Annotated in this window: 17 protein-coding genes, 15 tRNA genes and 1 rRNA gene; 4 read left to right on the top strand and 29 right to left on the bottom strand. The window is 51.0% G+C overall.

Annotated elements, in window-relative coordinates; all coding sequences use genetic code 11:
- Positions 1 to 8: 8 nt before the first annotated feature.
- The 6 genes from DL94_RS0109645 to DL94_RS0109620 are packed head-to-tail and all read right to left on the bottom strand — an operon-like array spanning position 9 to position 6,160.
- The gene (locus tag DL94_RS0109645) at positions 9 to 1,280 is read right to left on the bottom strand and encodes a hypothetical protein (protein ID WP_037371704.1); all 1,272 of its coding nucleotides are present in this window, start codon (positions 1,278 to 1,280) and stop codon (positions 9 to 11) included.
- 44 nt (positions 1,281 to 1,324) lie between these two features.
- Entirely contained in the window at positions 1,325 to 2,122 is a 798-nt protein-coding gene (locus DL94_RS0109640) for a polysaccharide deacetylase family protein (RefSeq protein ID WP_037371702.1), read from the bottom strand.
- Positions 2,123 to 2,141: 19 nt separating this feature from the next.
- Positions 2,142 to 3,068 carry a DNA-binding protein WhiA gene (whiA, locus tag DL94_RS0109635; RefSeq protein ID WP_028129968.1) on the bottom strand — a complete coding sequence of 309 codons (927 nt, stop codon included), beginning with the start codon at positions 3,066 to 3,068 and terminating at the stop codon, positions 2,142 to 2,144.
- 18 nt (positions 3,069 to 3,086) lie between these two features.
- Positions 3,087 to 4,403, bottom strand: coding sequence for a gluconeogenesis factor YvcK family protein (gene yvcK / locus DL94_RS0109630; RefSeq protein WP_028129967.1), 1,317 nt, complete (start codon positions 4,401 to 4,403; stop codon positions 3,087 to 3,089).
- 3 nt (positions 4,404 to 4,406) lie between these two features.
- Positions 4,407 to 5,339 carry an RNase adapter RapZ gene (gene rapZ / locus DL94_RS0109625; protein WP_197020736.1) on the bottom strand — a complete coding sequence of 311 codons (933 nt, stop codon included), beginning with the start codon at positions 5,337 to 5,339 and terminating at the stop codon, positions 4,407 to 4,409.
- A gap of 17 nt (positions 5,340 to 5,356) precedes the next feature.
- The gene (locus DL94_RS0109620) at positions 5,357 to 6,160 is read right to left on the bottom strand and encodes a Cof-type HAD-IIB family hydrolase (RefSeq protein ID WP_028129965.1); all 804 of its coding nucleotides are present in this window, start codon (positions 6,158 to 6,160) and stop codon (positions 5,357 to 5,359) included.
- A gap of 140 nt (positions 6,161 to 6,300) precedes the next feature.
- On the opposite strand from DL94_RS0109620, the gene DL94_RS0109615 reads away from it, so the two are divergent.
- A complete protein-coding gene (locus DL94_RS0109615; RefSeq protein ID WP_028129964.1) occupies positions 6,301 to 6,771 on the top strand; it encodes a hypothetical protein in 471 nt (156 codons plus the stop codon).
- A 497-nt stretch (positions 6,772 to 7,268) separates the two neighbouring features.
- Here DL94_RS0109615 and alr read toward each other — a convergent pair whose 3' ends face one another.
- Entirely contained in the window at positions 7,269 to 8,375 is a 1,107-nt protein-coding gene (gene alr / locus DL94_RS0109610; RefSeq protein WP_028129963.1) for an alanine racemase, read from the bottom strand.
- A 243-nt stretch (positions 8,376 to 8,618) separates the two neighbouring features.
- Here alr and DL94_RS0109605 point away from each other — a divergent pair, with 243 nt between their 5' ends.
- The 3 genes from DL94_RS0109605 to DL94_RS0109595 all read left to right on the top strand — a co-directional run bounded on the left by DL94_RS0109605 (position 8,619) and on the right by DL94_RS0109595 (position 9,845).
- Positions 8,619 to 8,975, top strand: coding sequence for a NusG domain II-containing protein (locus DL94_RS0109605; RefSeq protein WP_037371701.1), 357 nt, complete (start codon positions 8,619 to 8,621; stop codon positions 8,973 to 8,975).
- 19 nt (positions 8,976 to 8,994) lie between these two features.
- Positions 8,995 to 9,489 carry a Gx transporter family protein gene (locus DL94_RS0109600; protein WP_028129961.1) on the top strand — a complete coding sequence of 165 codons (495 nt, stop codon included), beginning with the start codon at positions 8,995 to 8,997 and terminating at the stop codon, positions 9,487 to 9,489.
- A gap of 62 nt (positions 9,490 to 9,551) precedes the next feature.
- The gene (locus DL94_RS0109595; RefSeq protein ID WP_028129960.1) at positions 9,552 to 9,845 is read left to right on the top strand and encodes a hypothetical protein; all 294 of its coding nucleotides are present in this window, start codon (positions 9,552 to 9,554) and stop codon (positions 9,843 to 9,845) included.
- Between the two features lie 102 nt (positions 9,846 to 9,947).
- Here the strand turns inward: DL94_RS0109595 and DL94_RS0109590 are convergent, their stop codons facing one another.
- The 22 genes from DL94_RS0109590 to rrf all read right to left on the bottom strand — a co-directional run.
- Complete coding sequence (locus tag DL94_RS0109590; RefSeq protein WP_028129959.1) at positions 9,948 to 10,670, bottom strand: DUF6033 family protein; 723 nt, start codon at positions 10,668 to 10,670, stop codon at positions 9,948 to 9,950.
- 157 nt (positions 10,671 to 10,827) lie between these two features.
- Positions 10,828 to 11,289, bottom strand: coding sequence for a MazG nucleotide pyrophosphohydrolase domain-containing protein (locus DL94_RS0109585; RefSeq protein WP_028129958.1), 462 nt, complete (start codon positions 11,287 to 11,289; stop codon positions 10,828 to 10,830).
- Entirely contained in the window at positions 11,286 to 12,410 is a 1,125-nt protein-coding gene (locus tag DL94_RS0109580; RefSeq protein ID WP_028129957.1) for a DUF362 domain-containing protein, read from the bottom strand. The genes DL94_RS0109585 and DL94_RS0109580 overlap by 4 nt, the downstream gene beginning before the upstream one ends.
- A gap of 248 nt (positions 12,411 to 12,658) precedes the next feature.
- On the bottom strand, positions 12,659 to 14,017 hold the full coding sequence (locus DL94_RS14640; protein ID WP_197020735.1) for a lipase family protein: 1,359 nt from the start codon (positions 14,015 to 14,017) through the stop codon (positions 12,659 to 12,661).
- 85 nt (positions 14,018 to 14,102) lie between these two features.
- A tRNA-Leu gene (locus tag DL94_RS0109570) sits at positions 14,103 to 14,188 on the bottom strand.
- Between the two features lie 5 nt (positions 14,189 to 14,193).
- Positions 14,194 to 14,280: transfer RNA gene (locus DL94_RS0109565), tRNA-Leu, on the bottom strand.
- A gap of 91 nt (positions 14,281 to 14,371) precedes the next feature.
- Positions 14,372 to 14,947 carry a xanthine phosphoribosyltransferase gene (locus tag DL94_RS0109560; protein WP_028129956.1) on the bottom strand — a complete coding sequence of 192 codons (576 nt, stop codon included), beginning with the start codon at positions 14,945 to 14,947 and terminating at the stop codon, positions 14,372 to 14,374.
- Between the two features lie 63 nt (positions 14,948 to 15,010).
- Positions 15,011 to 16,342: a uracil-xanthine permease family protein gene (locus DL94_RS0109555; protein WP_028129955.1), complete on the bottom strand. Its 1,332-nt coding sequence runs from the start codon at positions 16,340 to 16,342 to the stop codon at positions 15,011 to 15,013.
- A gap of 105 nt (positions 16,343 to 16,447) precedes the next feature.
- Positions 16,448 to 16,533 (bottom strand) — tRNA-Leu (locus DL94_RS0109550).
- A 34-nt stretch (positions 16,534 to 16,567) separates the two neighbouring features.
- Positions 16,568 to 16,654: transfer RNA gene (locus tag DL94_RS0109545), tRNA-Leu, on the bottom strand.
- 41 nt (positions 16,655 to 16,695) lie between these two features.
- Positions 16,696 to 16,784, bottom strand: a tRNA-Leu gene (locus DL94_RS0109540).
- A gap of 11 nt (positions 16,785 to 16,795) precedes the next feature.
- Positions 16,796 to 16,869: transfer RNA gene (locus DL94_RS0109535), tRNA-Gly, on the bottom strand.
- Between the two features lie 13 nt (positions 16,870 to 16,882).
- Positions 16,883 to 16,958 (bottom strand) — tRNA-Thr (locus DL94_RS0109530).
- Between the two features lie 10 nt (positions 16,959 to 16,968).
- Positions 16,969 to 17,044, bottom strand: a tRNA-Phe gene (locus DL94_RS0109525).
- A gap of 37 nt (positions 17,045 to 17,081) precedes the next feature.
- Positions 17,082 to 17,158, bottom strand: a tRNA-Asp gene (locus DL94_RS0109520).
- 5 nt (positions 17,159 to 17,163) lie between these two features.
- Positions 17,164 to 17,239, bottom strand: a tRNA-Val gene (locus DL94_RS0109515).
- Positions 17,240 to 17,245: 6 nt separating this feature from the next.
- Positions 17,246 to 17,321: transfer RNA gene (locus DL94_RS0109510), tRNA-Lys, on the bottom strand.
- Positions 17,322 to 17,328: 7 nt separating this feature from the next.
- Positions 17,329 to 17,403, bottom strand: a tRNA-Glu gene (locus tag DL94_RS0109505).
- Between the two features lie 32 nt (positions 17,404 to 17,435).
- A tRNA-Lys gene (locus DL94_RS0109500) sits at positions 17,436 to 17,511 on the bottom strand.
- Between the two features lie 6 nt (positions 17,512 to 17,517).
- A tRNA-Gln gene (locus tag DL94_RS0109495) sits at positions 17,518 to 17,594 on the bottom strand.
- A 26-nt stretch (positions 17,595 to 17,620) separates the two neighbouring features.
- A tRNA-Asn gene (locus DL94_RS0109490) sits at positions 17,621 to 17,696 on the bottom strand.
- 5 nt (positions 17,697 to 17,701) lie between these two features.
- Positions 17,702 to 17,801: ribosomal RNA gene (gene rrf, locus DL94_RS15330) — 5S ribosomal RNA — on the bottom strand; the annotation flags it as partial.

Below are 17,801 nucleotides of genomic sequence, written 5' to 3'. Positions count from 1 at the left end.
ATCGCTTTTTATTTATTATCGGGCACCATTACGATAGCCACCGGCAGATTAGAGGCCCCCGGCGGTGAAAATTCAAACACCATTTCGCCGCGCTGGCTGGTTTCGCCCAAATTGGCCAGCTCGGTGTTGCGGGCGATATGCCAGCTGCCAGACTCACGTTTTACCTGTTCCTCATAGGACTCCGGGGCCGTATTGTCACCGAAATAAGTCCGGCCGTTGGGTGTGGGGTACAGCGTGAAGGCTTTTTTATTCTGATAGCTGCGGATAGCACCGGCATAAACACCGCCCAAGGGGCTCAGATAATACTTCACCTGACCGGCAATCACCGGCAGTTCCAGCCGGTAATTTATACCATAGTTGCCATAATTGACCACCTGACTGCCATCGGTAGCGTCCACACCGTAGCGGTATTTATCCTGCTTATCATCAGCCAGCATGAAATAAACGCCGCCGTCTTTGGCCGGGTCGTAGGATTTACGGGCTGTGAGCACCCGGTTCATTCCCTTAAACGTACCGCGCAAGCGCATCTCGTCCTTCGGCAGCACCGGCAGGCTTTCCGCCGCCGTCACCGGGTCGCCGTAGGCGTCCAGCATCAGCACCGTCACCAGCACACTGTGTTCGGCATGAAAATCAAACACGCCGTAGGTCAGCTGGCCGGGCTGTAAAATGGTTTCATTCATATCCTCCTGCAGCAGCCGGGACATCGCCGGCGGCAGCAGTATCTGGTCATGACGTTCCTGACTGAAATACTCCAGCTGGGTGGCCTTGCCCACCTCCAGATACGCACTGCTGGGCTGACCGCTGCCCCCACGGGTTACCAGAACCTTGTTGGTGCCATTGTACTCATTTTTCAGCACTACAGCGATTTTCTTGGGTTCATTGGTGTTATTCAGATGATAAAAGAGCACCCGGGCGTCGCCTTTGACCGAATCACGATAGAGAATACCGTTTTCCGACACGTATTCGGGACTGTCGGAAAAAATCAGGGTACCGCCCTCGTCGCGGCTATCCATCGCCCAACGGGATAAACTCTGATTCAGCCCGGCAGCTTGTATTTTCGCCAGCTCGTCCGCGTCATCAGCCGTTTTCTCCTGGCCCTGTATGATATTCCTTATTCGCCGCATTAAATCCGTTTTGTATCCCTCCTGACCGGCCTGCCCTGTTTTTGCCTGGGCAGAGGTGACAACGCTGCTGCCATTGGCAGTCTGCGCCCCAGCTGCAGCCGGCAGGCAAATGAGACCAGCCAGTACCGCAGCAGCAAGTTTACGTTTAATTTTCATGGAAACCAATTCATCCTTTATATGTGTTACTCTTGTTTACTATATTACTCGTTGACAATATGCTGTCTTATCCCCAGTTTGGTCATAGCCTCCGACTTAAAGAGGCGCAGCTTGAATTCCGTCAGGCCGAAACGCGGATAGGGAATATTCGTGCGCTGCAGCAGATAGGGGTTGGTTTTAAAAGTATTGAGGCCGCCGTCGCCGGTCACTGCCGTCAGGTATTCATTTTCCGCCAACATCTGGGGCATGCCCTCATCATAAGCGCCGTTGGGATAGGAAAAGGTAAAGATGGTCTTGAGGCCGTTCCATTCCATCAGCAGCTTGGACAGCTTCATTTCCTCCGCCTGCTTTTCCCTATCCAGGGTAGTAAGCGGCTGATGGTTAGCCGTGTGGCTGCCCAGTTCAATGCCCCGGTTCTGCATATCACGCAGCTGATTCCAGCTCAGATATCCCTTGCGGCCGATACTGTTGGTGACCATATACACAGTCCCCTTCATACCGCGTTCCTCAAGCATGGGCAACAGAACCGTATAATTGTCCTCATAACCATCATCAAAGGTCAGAATCACGGGCTTGGCCGGCAGTTCCTGCTTGCCCTTCTTCGCCCGCATGAAATCCTGCATGGAAATTGTCGTATATCCCTGCTGCTGCAGATAGTCAAGCTGCGCGGCAAACTCAGCCGGCGGCACTGAATACGGCTGGCCCTCGCTGTCCGTTTCATCACTGATATGATGATATTCCAGTACGAGCACGCCCTGCGGTGCCGGTGTCAGCGCCAGCCAGGACAAAAAGACCATCAGGGCAAAACACAGTGCCCCCAATACATATTTTACATAGTGCAATCTATAATCCCTACTTCCATTAGTTTGAACCAGCCAGTTCGCGGAGCTTGCGCATACGGTGATTAAGCCCCGACTTGCTGATTCCCAGTATTTCCGCCAGTTCCGCCAGGGACGCGTCCGGATTGTCAAGGCGGGCCTGGGCTGCCGCCTTGACCTTGGGTGGCAGGCCTGCCAGCCTGCCCTGCGCCTCCAGCGTGCGGATATCAGCCAGCTGCCTCCCGGCGGCGTCCACCGCCTTTTGCAGATTAGCCGTTTCGCAATTTACCAGACGGTTGACCTGTTCCCGTACTTCTTTGACATTACGGGCCACTTCAAAACTTTCCACAGCTTTCTCGGCCTCGAGCATGCCCAGGAAATCCACCACCGCATCGCCTTCCTTCAGGTAGACGATATAGGCGTCCTTCCTGTCCACAAATCCTGCCGGAAAGCCCATACGCTTTAGCAGGTCATGGAGCAGGCGCCCCAGCTCAAAGCTGACTGTTACCAGTTCCAAGTGGTAGCTGGCCTCAGGCCGGTTGACACTGCCGCCCCCCTGAAACGCACCGCGCAGGTAAGCTATCCGGCAGCACTGTTTTTTGAGTATGCCCCGGTCATTTTCCATATTGAGGCTGTCCTCATGCAAAAAACCCAGGCGCTCAAAGAGTTCATTGACTCGCGGGGAGGGAATCACCCGTACGGTATAACTGTTGTTTTTATTAAGCTGCCGGGAACGCCGCACGGTGATTTCCGTACGTATACCTTCCTTGGCGCTTTTTAGCAGCTGCAGCACCTTTCTGGCTACAGCCGCATTTTTCGAGGTAAAGTTCAGGCCAAAGGTATGGCCGGCCCCCAGGGACAAGGTGGCCCCCATGCGCAGGAGGGCCGCCAGTTCTGCGTCCCGGCAGCATTCATCTTCATAATAACATCTGGCCAGTTCATTTTTTACTTCAGTAGCAAAGGACGGCATGATATCCCTCCCTTACATTCATTTGAATTCATACTTCTTTAAAGCGCTGGGCTGCAGATGATAAACCATATTCATCACCGCCCGGCTAAGTTTGTCGGGGTCATGACGAATGACTTCATTTTCATTGATGATATCAGCCTTGACAAAACCGACGCCCAAAGCGTTGATGGCCTCTTCGTCGACCTCCACCGGGTACGCGCCCTTGGCAGCATAGAAGTCCTGCATGTCCGCCGAAATCGGCGCGTCATTGACCAGCATGTAGTCAATAATCCCCTTGCCGCCGTGGTCAATTATGGCCTTGGCATGCATGGAGGCCGTATAGCCGTCCGTTTCACCGGGCTGCGTCATGACATTGCAGATGTAAATCTTGATGGCCTTACTCTTTCTGATTGTCTCAGCCACCTTATCCACCAGCAGATTGGGCATGATACTGGTATACAGGCTGCCTGGGCCCAAAATGATGGCGTCGGCATTGGCCAAAGCGTCCAAAGCCGACTGTACCGGCTGCACTTCCTCGGGGAAGAGCCGCACCCGGTGAATCTGTTTGTGCACCTCGGGAATATGGGATTCCCCCTGTACTACAGTGCCGTCCTCCATGACAGCGTCCAGCCGCACATGGTCCTTGGAGGCCGGCAGGACCTGACCCTTGACCGCCAAGACCTTGGAGGATTCACGCAGGGCCTGCTCCATATCACCGGTGACTTCATTCATGGCCGCAATAAAGAGATTGCCAAAGCTATGACCGGCCAGTTCTGTCTTTCCCTTGAACCTGTACTGGAAAAGTTTTTCCATCAGGGGTTCTGTGTCGGCCAGCGCTACCAGACAGTTGCGCAAATCGCCCGGCGGAATAATGCCAAATTCCTCACGCAGCCGCCCGGAAGAGCCGCCATCATCAGCCACCGTCACAACGGCCGTGACATTACTGGTGGCGGCCTTAATACCACGCAGCAGCACTGACAGGCCATGGCCGCCGCCCACAACCGTGACATTGGGGCCTTTGCCCAGCCGGCGCTTCTCGTAGATAATATCCACCAGACGCTCTGACTGGTCTGGCAGGAGCACCATGATGACCGAGCGGATAGTGTACCGCGTCGCGGCCAGCATCAGCACTACCCCCAAAGCGACCACCAATATGCCGATAATTGTGGTTATGGCATAATCATAAGTGCCCTTCCACATATACACGGCCCGAAAGATGGCCTCTTCTATCATATCCAGATATTTATAGTTAAAAACCAGGGCAAGCCCCATGCTTACCAGCATGACCCCGGCAGAAAACAGCGCCAGCCAGCGTTTGAATTTCATGCCCGGGTACAGCCATTTTAACAAATGCATTACTTAGCACTCCTCACGCACGTGTTCCCAAACATCATTTTTCATCAGGTCACGGTGTTCGAGTTTTACCGGCAGGCCTTTTTGATTCAGCCTGTCAAAAATATGCTTGGCGATAAAGACGCTGCGGTGCATGCCGCCTGTACAGCCCACGGCAATAACCAGCTGGCTCTTGCCTTCCTTCACATATTGGGGCACCAGAAAATCCATCATGCCGTCCAAATGGCCGATAAATTCCTGCGTCACCGGCCACTGGGCAATGTATTCTGCCACTTCCGGCACCGCGCCGCTCTTATGGCGCATGGATTCAATATAGAAAGGATTGGGCAGGAACCGCACGTCCAGCACCATGTCAGCGTCCAGCGGCATACCGAATTTAAAACCGAAGGACAACACATTGATGCTCATCTGCTCCCCGTCACTGTTGCCAAAAATACGGTGAATCTTGTCACGCAGTTCTACCTTTTTGAGCTCCGAGGTGTCAATAATATAAGTAGCCTTAGCCCTGGCCGGGGAAAGACGTTCGCGTTCCTTGGCAATACCGTCAGAAATCCGGGAAGACGGGGCCATCGGGTGACGGCGGCGCGTTTCCTTGTAGCGGCGGATAATCACCGGGTCAGAGGCGTCCATGAACAACATTTCATAGGGCACATCGTCCTTGTCCATATCGTCCAGCACATGGATAAAGGTATCAAAGAATTCCCGGCTGCGTGTATCAACCACGAGCACCACTTTGCCGACATGGTCACCGGCATGCTTGCACAGTTCCACAAATTTGGGAATGAATACCGGCGGCAGATTATCCACCACAAAGTAACCTAAATCCTCCATATAACGGCAAGCCTGTGTTTTGCCGCCGCCGGACATGCCGGTGACGATAACGAGACGAAATTTATCTTCTTTGGTCTGTTCCAATTCCATTTCCGTAGTTTCTTCCATAATATATTCACCAGCCTTTACTTATTGAGAATATACTTGTAAACCGCCTGTGCCCAGCCATCATCGACACAGTTGCCCGTCACCGCATCGGTGACAGCCTTGATATTGTCAGCAGCATTGCCCATAGCCACACTGAAACCGGCTGCCTTTAATAACGGTAAATCATTGTTGGCATCACCGATAGCCATGGTTTCCTGCATGTCAAAGCCCATGATATCCGCCAGTTTTGCCAAAGCTGAGGCCTTAGACACCCCCGGGCTGATAATCTCGATAAAATCAGGGGCTGACTGGGTAAGCGTTATGCTTTCACCAAACTCCGCCTTAAGCTCAGCCATCCAGTCCTGCGTTACGTCCGGAGAATCGGTGATTATCAGCATTTTATACATGTCGCTGACATGCTCACGCAGTTTTTCATAGCCGATACTTTCCCCGCTAACCTTCTGGCTGTGTTCATAGCGCCGGGAAAACTCATTGTAATCCGAGTAGTAGAGTTCTTCACCACTATAAGTTTGCAAATACCAGCCACGCTGAGCACAAAAATCCGTCACCTGGCGGCAGATTTCTTCGTCCATAAATTTTTGATAGTAAATCTTGCCCGAAGTGGATTTTATCAGGGCACCATTGTAGGTGATAATAGGTACGTCCAGCCCCAGAGCCTCAGCGACCGGCAAAGCCGCCCGATACATACGCCCCGTAGCAATCGTCACAATCGTACCTGCCTTAGCAGCTGCCTGAGCTGCGGCAATATTTTTTTCCGACACGGGCTTGCCTGACGATAATAAGGTACCGTCCAAATCCGTAGCCAGTAGTTTTATCTGCATAAAAATGCCCCCTTGTGGTATTTTTATCATAAGCCTAACACTACTATTTTCTCACATCCCTCTAAAATTGCAAGGGAAAACTCTAATATGTTATACTATCTATATAAATTTACATAATAGCACAAGAGAGGACCCTTTATATGCTGAAAAAAATTTTTATTGGCATTGGCTTACTGCTCATGCTGGTGGGCATTTTTGGTCTTTCCTATACATGGCATATCGACCACCGCACAGCTGACAGCCTATCAGCCTATTGCCGCATTGATTTCCAATCCTCCCATACCGGTGACGGAAAACTGGAAGGCGCAGTCCTCACCCTGTGGGACTGGCGTTATGATAATGCCAAACTGAAAAAAGAGGCTATTTTATACACGGACGGCGCGGCCTGGGAAATGAAAGCCGCCACAAAACAAACGCCGCCACCACACGACAGCAAAGACCATGCCTGGCAGAATGAAAATAAACTCTTCGTCGAGCTGCCCCGGTCAAGCCTGCCGGCCATAAAAAAAGCGGAAACCGTACGGTTCCGTTTCTACTACGATAATGGACAGACCATTGACCTGCCGCTGAATGAACCAGACCTTGAGTACTGGAAACGGCAAGTACAATAATTCCTGCTTTTATTGTCAGTCCGGCAGGGCCGGGCAGGAATTACCCCTGCTGCGCTAGTGCGGCAGGCTAAACAGATTTTTTGCCTTTATTTAGCAGGCAACGGCTTAAACTCACTACGTTCAAACAACAGCCGTTGCCTGCTAATATTTATGTGGGCAAAAAATCTGTTCTTAACGCCTGCCGCCCAACGCTCCGCTGGGGCAATCCCTGCCCGGCCCAGCCTCCGCATTATATAGCTAGTTCCGGTTCGCCGCCCAAGTTAAAAATTATCAACTAGCCGGCAGCTGGCATGCTTGCCTAAGCGATGCGTCAGGCGCGCGAACGTAAAAAAATCTCCTTTGCTTACCTTAATATCATGAATAAAAGTCTACTGTTTGAGCGTAGCGAGTTTTGACTTTTGTTCATGCTTAATTAGAAGCAAAGGAGATTTTTTAGTGAGCCGCCGAGCAGCGCGTGGCAAACATGCCAGCTGCCGGCGTACCTCGAATAAACAACTTTACCGATAAACTCTTGGCAGCCGTGCCCCCAACAAACATGGCACTTCATAGTTAATGGTATTGCCCCAGCGCGCCACCTCATCAATGGTCAGGCTGTCGCTGCCAAATAACGTAACCTCGTCCCCAATCTGTACATTGGGAATATCCGTCACATCCACCATCACCTGGTCCATGCACACCCGGCCGGCAATTGGTGCTTTCTGTCCATGAATCTCCACAAAGCCCTCTTTACCATAGGCACGGATATAACCATCGGCATAGCCAATCGGCAAGGTGGCAATGCGGCTTTCACGTTTCGCGGTGAACTGCCGTCCATAGCCAATACTTTCGCCCGGCTGCAGGCTCTTGACCCAGACCACTTTGGCCTTAAGACTCATCACTGGCCGCAAATCGATAGGATGGGTAACTTCCTCAGACGGCCACAGGCCGTACTGGATAACCCCTGCCCGCACCATATCAAAATGTGCCTCGGGGATTTCCAAAATCGCTGCCGATTCTGCAATATGCTTTATGGAGAGCTTTATCCCGCGGCCTTCTACTGCCGCAATCGCCTCCTGGAACGCCGCCAGCTGCTGCTTTGTATACGTCTTATCCTTGCTGTCAGCTGTGGCAAAATGGGAGAACATGCCCTCGATTACCAGCCCTGGCAACCCGGCAATCTTTGCGGCCAGTTCGCCGATTTCCTCCGGACGCACACCGATACGCCCCATGCCCGTGTCCACTTTCAGATGGATGCGGGCTTTTTTCTGCTGGCGCTGCGCCTCCTGAGACAGTGCCTTAGCCAGGGACAATTCGCAAACCACCTGTGTCAAATCATAATCCACAACGTCCTTGGCATCTTCCGGCATAACCAGGCCGAGCACCAAAATCGGCGTAGTAAAACCTGCCTGCCGCAGCTCGATACCTTCAGACAGGGTTGCCACGGCCAGATATTCTGCCCCTTCCTCAATAGCTGTTCTAGCCGCCGCCACAGCACCATGACCATAGGCATTCGCCTTGACCACCGCACAGAGTTTCACCCCTGCTGCCAGCTGTTTTTTGATTTCTCTATAATTATGACGTAACGCCTGCAGATTGACTTCGGCCCAGACCGGACGATTTGGCATTATCACCGCACTCCTTTATTTTTTAACTTCTGTAAGTATAGCAAAACGCTATAGGAAAGTCTATAACGAGGCAGGAAAATGTCCCCCTCTTCAGCAGGTAATAGCACGAATATCAAAACCGGCAGCGAGCATATCTCTTCGCCTCGTTGCGAAGCGAAGCTAGTCCTTTAGGGAAACGCTAAGAGGATGTTTTGCCTATGGCAAAACCGAAACAACGGCGTTATAATTATAAGCATGAGTAAAATGCTGAAAAAAGCGGATATTGTGCTGCTGATACTGCTGCTGCTGTTATCCCTGCTCCCCTTATTCCCCTGGGGGCTGCCGCCCAGTGCCTGTTACGCCGAAATACGCCTTGACGGTCAGATTTTGGAAAAAATCCCCCTGACCGGTCAACAGGGCGTACAGGAACGGCCGCTTACCATTACCCAGGCCGGTGCACAGCACCACTACCTTATCCGCATTGAACAAGACACTATTGCCGTTATCACCGCTGACTGCCCGGATAAAATCTGTGTCAAAACAGGTTCCATCTCTAAACCCGGAGAAATCATCGCCTGTCTGCCACATAAACTGATTATTGAAATAAAAACCGCCCAGTAAGCGTGAATAGGATGATAAGATGATGAACCTGCGTACCTGCCTGCATATCGCCCTGCTGACAGCCTGTTCCCTGATAATGTTTTTGGTGGAAGGCCTGCTGCCCGTTCCCTTTCTGGCTCCCGGGGCCAAACTTGGGCTGGCCAATATCGTCACCGTCTATGCCCTCTACCGCCTGCCCGGTGTCAAGGCGGTATTCCTGCTCATTCTGCTGCGCACCGCACTGGCCTCCTTCTTTGGCGGCGGCCCCACAGTTTTTTTCTACAGTCTGGCCGGCGCCCTGGCTAGTCTTTTCCTTATGTCCCTGCTCAAAAAAAGCCGGGCCTTCAGCGTCCCCGGTATCAGCGCGGCCGGCGGCTTTGCCCATCACATTGGCCAGCTGGCCGTCGCTGCACTTGCCGCTGATACCCTGTCATTGTTCCGCTACCTGCCGATTTTAGGCCCCTGCGGCCTGCTTACCGGCCTGCTTATCGGCCTGCTGGCTCGCCAAATTTTAAACAAAACAGAAATTGACTAGTCAAGTTTTTTTTGCTATTATATATTACAAGGTTACAACTGTTTTTCCAAGGAGGAATTTACATGGATGTTAATGCGATTTCAGTTCTGCCACATCGACGAACTGAGCTCTTGACCAGTCAGGAAGGCCAGCTGTTAGGTGCCATTTCTGCCGTCAAGAGTTCCAACCAGGCAGCTGCCAAAAGCCTGCCGCCGTTACACACTCTAATGGCTAATTTGGACGCTGTACAGGGTGCCCAGGAATTAGAGACCTTCGGCCGTGCTTCCCAGCCCGCTTTTGTCGTGGATGTCAATAGCGAACACCGGGAACTTGCCCAATACGCGCAGGGTGCCTTCTCGGTAGAGTTGTCGATGTAACAAAAAGCCCACTGCTGGAGATGACTTTCCGTAGTTGAGACGCTTTCGTCTCAGCAACGGAAAATTATCCCCACAGTGGGCTTTTCCTTTTCTGCATTTACCTTACCATTCAATACCTAAAATCTGTTTCAGCAAATCTTCTTCGGAGCTGGCCTCAATCTCCACAATCTTACCCTGGGCTGCTTCAGCCTGTTTTTGTTTCTTTTCCTCTTCCTTGTTTTTCTCCGCCTCTTTGGCGGCTTTTTCTTTTTCCTCAGCCTTCTTATCCTTGGCCTCTTCCAACCGTTCCTGCTGTTCAGCCGTCATTTTTTCCAACTGGGCAAAGAGTTTCATATTGCCCTCATCGTCAAAGGAAATGGCTATCTGCTTGAAATGCACGCCCTCTCCCAGCTGACCGCTTTCTTCCAGCCGTTTGGTCATGCCAATCGCGGACTCCACCTGCCCCATGACCTTATCTGCGTATTCCTCATCACCAGCCATTTTCTCCAGTTCTTCTTTGGTAAAGACTACAGAAATCTGCTTGCTGCCCTTGTCCATGTAATTCTTCATGTCGTCCTGATTTTCCGCCACAAAGAAATCATAGTCACCATACTTATCCTGAAGTTTAGCCAGTAAATCCTGAGCCTTGGGCGACAGCTGCGGCCCTCCGGCCTTCTGCTGGCCGGCCAAAGCCAGCCCGTCCGCCGAAATATCCACCTTAGCGTCCGCGGCATATTGGGCAAACGGGTCCTGCGCCTTCTCCTGCTTACCGGCACCTTTCTTCCCCATCTGCCCCATATTTTGATAAAACGAGGCGGCAAAATTGTTACTAATCGTGTTTGACATCTTACTCTCCTCCTGTGATACAAACGAAATCCTTTTCAAAGATACCCTGCCCCCCACAGCGCAGGCATCTATTATCAGTATAGCATATATTTTCAGATTTTTACAGTGGCAAAATTGTATACAAATTTTTAGATGTAATATACAAACCACTATGTAACTATATGCCCTTGCGCCGCCGCGCCTGCGCAATCAAATCCTCGGCCTGCTGAAAAGCCCCGGGCAAATACGCCTCTTCCCATTCCCGGCCACTCTTCTCAGCCTTCTTTATGGCCTCCCAATCCACAGACTCCACCGGCGCTCCGGCAAACACATGCGGATGACGACGCTCCATCTTGTCGCTGGCCGCCTTGGCCACATCAGCCAGATTAAAAAGTCCTGCCTCTTCTGCCAGCCGGGCATGAAAGACGACCTGCAGCAGCAGGTCGCCCAATTCTTCTTTGAGATTTTCGGCTTTACCGGTGGCCTGCAGGATATCAATCCCGGCCAAAACCTCGGCAGCCTCCTCAATACAAGCCGGTTTCAGGCTTTCATGCGTCTGCTCCCTGTCCCAAGGACAGCCTTGCTCAGAACGCAGGACTTCGACGATTTTCTGTAACCGCTGAAGTTCATTCTGTTTCATTTCAGCGTCACCAGTTCATATTCTCTGGTACCCATGCCGATTTTTTCCGCATGTTCCAGCGTTTCTTTCCAATGCACGTTGGGATTATTATCCATGAACACATCATGGTGATGGTGCCAATCTGCCTGTGCTAAATGGTCGCCCAGCTGGCTGTCACGCACCGGCGTGGCCTTCTGGCAGGCATCAGCACTGGCCTGGTCAACAGCCACCGGGTCAAAGGACGCAAACATACCGATATTCGGCAGAATGGGGGCGTCATTTTCCCCATGACAGTCACAGTTCGGCGAAATATCCATCGCCAGATTGATATGGAAACACGGTCTGTCCTGCACAACAGCCTGCGTATACTCTGCCATTTTTTTGTCCAGCAGGTCCCCGGCATCCCACTGCTCATTACGGATAGCCGAAAAACCACACGCACCGATACAACGGCCGCAGCCCTTGCACTTTTCCGGATTGATATAAGCCTTGCCCGTGTCAAAGCTGATAGCGTCGGAGCCGCATTCCTTGGCGCACTTATGACAGTTGCGGCAAAGCTCCTGATTCACCACGCACTTGCCGGAAGAATGCTGCTCCATCTTGCCGGCCCGGCTGCCGCAGCCCATCCCCAGGTTTTTAATCGAACCGCCAAAGCCTGTCATTTCATGCCCCTTGAAATGTGCCAGACTGATGACAATATCAGCGTCCATAATGGCCCGGCCAATTTTAGCCTTCTTCACATACTCGCCATTTTTCACCGGCACTTCCACATCGTCAGTCCCCTTGAGACCGTCACCGATGATAATCTGACAGCCCGTGGTCAGCGGATTAAAGCCGTGCATATTGGCAATATCCATATGTTCCAGCGCATGTTTGCGGCTGCCAGGATACAAGGTGTTGCAGTCCGTCAAAAAAGGCAGGCCGCCCTGTTCTTTAACCAAATCGGCTACGACCTTAGCATACTGGGGACGCAGAAAAGCTAAATTTCCCATTTCGCCAAAATGCATTTTTATGGCCACGAATTTGCCTTCCATGTCAATATTTTTTATGCCGGCAGCGATACAGAGCCGTCTGAGTTTTTCCAGCCAGCTGGTACCGACCTGCGTACGAAAACTTGTAAAATAGACCTTTGCCTTCTCCATTTTTTCCTCCTGTGACATAATATAATACACATAATATCATGAAAATAACCACCAGCGGCTTTCTCGTCACCTGCTGATGGTTACTTTCTCTAGTTGCTGTCTGCAAATTCATGTCCCCCATGGGATCTATTCACCCTGTCCCATCGGAATCTCCTCCTTACATGAAATTGCATGTCGGCAGCGTAGGAAAGGCTGAACTTCTTTCCTTTGCTTATTTTTATTATAGCGAAATGACGTTTTCCTGTCAATCATTTTTCAGAATCTTTATTTTGTTCTGTGTTCGTTTTTTTATCTCCTGCCAAAATCCGCTGCCGGTCTTCTGCACCTTTTACATACAGATAGCCCACCGCCTCCAGGGGCGTCAAATCACGCGTCGTTGTGCTTTGTGACTGCATGTGCAGCAGATTGCCGTCCACATCGTAAATTTCTTCCTCCAAAGTCATACGAAAATTGTATTGCTCATCACGAATCCGTTTGCCGGTAAACTTTTCGAGTAAAACATGGGAACAGCCAGCCGCCCTGGCCTTAGCCAGCACTTTGCCAAACTCCTTGTCCTGCGTTCCCTTAACCTGCGGCGAACAGGTTATCGACAATAAATCCCCCACAACCTGTTCCATATATTTCCGGTCACGTTTTATATCACCGGACAGTTTGAACTCCGGCTGCGGTACATAAACAGGTACAGACAGTTCCACACGCGGAGCCCCGGCCAGGATAGATTTATCATCTTCCCGTCCTGCGTCCACATAATGACGATAGGCCTCGTCCAAATATACAGCCATACCATGGGGGAATCGCTCGGACAACTTGCTGCGCCATTCCACACGCTGACCAAACTGCACAAAACCACCAGTCAGCGACTGCAGCACCTTGTTAACGGGGTCACCGGCCATAGTCACCCTGGTCAGCTGAAAATTATGCTCATAGTGCCGGGCAAAGGATTCATTGCCCACAGCCGGCGCTCCAAAAGTAATAACCTCCAGCTGCTCCGGCGCTACCCCTAAGTCCGAAAGTCTGGCTGCCGCCAGCGTAGCCGCTGCCCCCCCTAAGCTATGTCCGGTAATGTATAGCTTGCGTGACGGATCTTTTTTTAACTCCGCAGCGATATATTCGCCAAAAGTCATGCCCGTATCCGGCATAACTTGGGAAAACAGGGCCGTCTGTACATAATCATTAAATCCCTGATGAACCAGGGGATTAGCCCCGGATTTATTTTCGAGATCAGCGGCAGCCCTGGCGAACTCGGCTGGCGTACTGCCGGCAAACGGCACCCGGGTAATCCGTAAATCCAGCCGGGCGTCCTTCATGGTTTCCGTTCCCGGAAATGCCAGGAAATACACATTATCTGCAGCTGTCGGTTGAACATTAAATAAATATAACCTGCCCTCCGCAGCAGAATTATCCACATGTTCTGACAGCACCTGCCAGCCCCGGCCGGTCAGCCACTGTCTGGTCAGCAGATTTAAATCACCGCCGTATACGGCATTAGCAATCATCGCCGAAGTCCACACGAGCTCATTGGACTCAATAACCATAGCCCGCACATTATGAACCGGACAACACATAAAAACTGTCATTATCAGTATTAACACTAGCCTAACCATCATAGCCGCCTCCTGATAACTACGCATATATACAACAAAAGCTCAGACAATACCTTTCGGTTAAACCTGTCTGAGCTTACCATGCAAATGGTGCGGTCGATGGGACTTGAACCCATACGTCTTGTGAACACTACCCCCTCAAAGTAGCGCGTCTGCCAATTCCGCCACGACCGCGAATATGGTGCGGACGAGAGGACTTGAACCTCCACGATGTCACCACCACTAGTACCTGAAACTAGCGCGTCTGCCGATTCCGCCACGTCCGCTTATTAAATTGTATCCGATGAAATCACCGAATCAACAAAAAATATTATAGAGTACTTTTAGCCTTCTGTCAATAACTTTCCTGGAAAAAATTTAATCTTCCGCAAAAATTATCTGCTGATTGGCCAAAGACGCGATTTTCGCCAGGGATTCGACACGATAGCCGGCCTCACGTACACGATTAGCGCCCATCTGGAAAGACTTTTCAATGGCGATGCCGATGCCCACGACATTACCGCCAGCCTGTTCAACAATATTGGCCAGCCCCAGTGCGGCATTACCATCAGCCATAAAGTCGTCAATGATAAGAACATTTTCCCCAGCCTGCAGGAACTTTTTCAGCACATACACCAGTTTGGATTCTTTCTTAGTATATGAAGTAATCGGGCAGGTATACATGTCCTCCTGCATGAGCAGGGACGGATTCTTGCGGGCAAAGACCAGACGTTTTTTAAGCTCGTAGGCCACAGCCATACCGATAGCAATCCCTGAAGACTCAATGGTCAGTACCTTGTCAATCTCCACATCCGCAAAGCGGCGGACAAATTCCCTGCCCATCTCCATGGTAAACTCCGGGTCAATCTGATGATTGATAAAGGAATCCACCTTCAAAATATTACCCGACAGGCAGTAACCTTCTTTTAAAATACGATCTTTCAGTAATTTCATGGTACGTACTCCTTTTTTGATGTTATTGATGGCTGGTTCTTCGTTTTCTTCAGCCTCTTCAGCCTATTCTGCCTCAGTAAGCGTCTTTGCCTCCATATTGGCCGGCAGGAACGTATCGAGCAGAATTGCTACCACATACACCACTGCCACGCAGTTGCCGCTGAACACGTCCTGCACCACCTGTGGGAAAATATGCCAGATGGCATTTTCTGTAGCCGTAGTCGTACCAATGCCGATGGAAAAGGACAGCGCCGCAATCGTTGCATTGCGCTGGGTCATCTGCAAACGGCCCATCATTTGAATACCACTGACCATAATCGAACCGAACATCATAATCGTACAGCCCCCTAAAACCGGGTCCGGCAGGGAAGCGAAAAAAGCACCAATCGGCGGGAACATCCCCGCAATAATCATCGCCGCTGCCCCCGTCATAATGGCAAAACGGTTAACGACCTTCGTCATGGCGATAAGACCGACATTCTGACTGAAGGACGTAATCGGAGAACAGCCGAACAATGCAGCAGTCGAACTGCAAAAACCATCACAGGCCAGCGAACCGGAAATCTCCCGTTCCTTGACCTCACGTTTCAGACCAACAATTGCCATAGCCGTCGTATCGCCAATAGTCTCGGCTGCTGATACCAAAAAGATAATACCAATGGATATAATCGCCCCCAGATGGAATTCCGGTGCCACCGGCAAAAGAGCCGGCAGGGAAATTAAACCACCGCTAAAAACAGCGGACAAATCAATTTTGCCCATAGCCAGGGCCAACACATAGCCAACAACCAGCCCAACCAAAACAGCCAGCTGCTTATAATAACCTTTGGCAAAGGAAGAAAACAACAGGCAAGCCACCAATGTCACCGTTCCCAAAAGAAGGTTGTCCGGGGCACCATAACTATCGTTATAGCCGCCGCCAAAAGAACGAATACCTATTCCCAACAGGGAAAAACCAATGGTCGTAACCACAATCGAAGAAACGATGGGCGAAATAAACCGCCGCCAGTACTTCGCCAACAGGCCCAAAGTGCCCTCAAAAATACCGCCGACCAGCACAGCGCCAACTACCGCACCATAGCCAAAATTCGCCGCTACAAAACAGACCGCGGTAACAAAGGTAAAACTCACGCCCATGACAATTGGCAGCCTTGCTCCCACTCTCCACAGTGGATAAAGCTGTACCAACGTCGCAATTCCCGCCACAAACATGGCATTCTGTACCAGCATGGCCGTCATCTGCCGGTCAAAGCCCGCTGCCCCTGCTATAATAACAATCGGCGTCAGGTTGGCCACAAACATGGCCAGCACATGCTGCAAGCCAAATGGTATAGCTGCCCGTAAAGGGACCCGGCCATCAAGCTCGTAGATGTTTTCAATTTTCGTTTCTTTCATGTAGATTCATCACTCCTGCAAAATGATAAAAAGAAAAAATTATATAAAAAAAACTTGTCCTATGAGATTATATCATAGAACAAGTTGTATGTTCAAAAATAAAAATGGTGCGGTCGATGGGACTTGAACCCATACGTCTTGTGAACACTACCCCCTCAAAGTAGCGCGTCTGCCAATTCCGCCACGACCGCGAATATATCACCTAAAAGGTTTTAAACATAAAAATGGTGCGGACGAGAGGACTTGAACCTCCACGATGTCACCACCACTAGTACCTGAAACTAGCGCGTCTGCCGATTCCGCCACGTCCGCATTATAAAAAGCCATTAGGCTGATTACCTATATTAAATTGGTGGTGCCGAGGACCGGAATCGAACCGGTACGGTTGTTTCCAACCGACGGATTTTAAGTCCGTTGCGTCTGCCAGTTCCGCCACCCCGGCAGTATCAATACTGGAGCGGGTGATGGGAATCGAACCCACGTGACCAGCTTGGAAGGCTGGGGCTCTACCATTGAGCTACACCCGCAATATTACAAAAGTGGAGCTGGCGAGAGGAATTGAACCCCCAACCTGCTGATTACAAGTCAGCTGCTCTACCAATTGAGCTACACCAGCCTAAAAAAAATGGTGCCTTCGAGCGGAATCGAACCACTGACACGGGGATTTTCAGTCCCCTGCTCTACCAACTGAGCTACAAAGGCACATATATATTTAACGCCCGTAGGCGTTAATAACAAGTGGCGACCCGAAGGGGACTTGAACCCCTGACCTCCGCCGTGACAGGGCGGCATTCTAACCAACTAAACTACCGGGCCATAAATGGTGGGCGATAACAGGATCGAACTGCTGACATCCTGCTTGTAAGGCAGGCGCTCTCCCAGCTGAGCTAATCGCCCATATAATGGTGACCCACCACGGAATCGAACCGTGAACCTACTGATTAAGAGTCAGTTGCTCTGCCAGTTGAGCTAGTGAGTCATAATAATGGTGACGCGTATGGGATTCGAACCCATGAAGCCGCCGTGAAAGGGCGGTGTCTTAACCACTTGACCAACGCGCCAATAACATCAAGCGATGTTTTAAGGAAATAAATGGTGGCTCACCCGGGATTCGAACCCGGGACACCCTGATTAAAAGTCAGGTGCTCTGCCAACTGAGCTAGTGAACCATGATATGGCTGGGGTAGCTGGACTCGAACCAGCGGATGCGGGAGTCAAAGTCCCGTGCCTTAACCGACTTGGCTATACCCCAATCACCCCAGAGGTATTTCATAAAATTGGCTCCCCGAGCAGGATTCGAACCTGCGACATATGGATTAACAGTCCACCGTTCTACCGGCTGAACTATCGGGGAAGCATAACCAGCAACGCCCTATCCTCCCAGTCCGTCTCCAGACAAGTACTTTCGGCGTACGAGTGCTTAACTACTGTGTTCGGTATGGGAACAGGTGGAACCACT

Origin of the sequence: Selenomonas sp. AE3005, from assembly GCF_000686945.1 — a bacterium.
In the GTDB taxonomy this organism is placed as follows: domain Bacteria; phylum Bacillota; class Negativicutes; order Selenomonadales; family Selenomonadaceae; genus Selenomonas_A.
The sequence above is the reverse complement of the archived record's forward strand: the minus strand, read 5'-3'. Positions and strand labels throughout refer to the sequence as shown.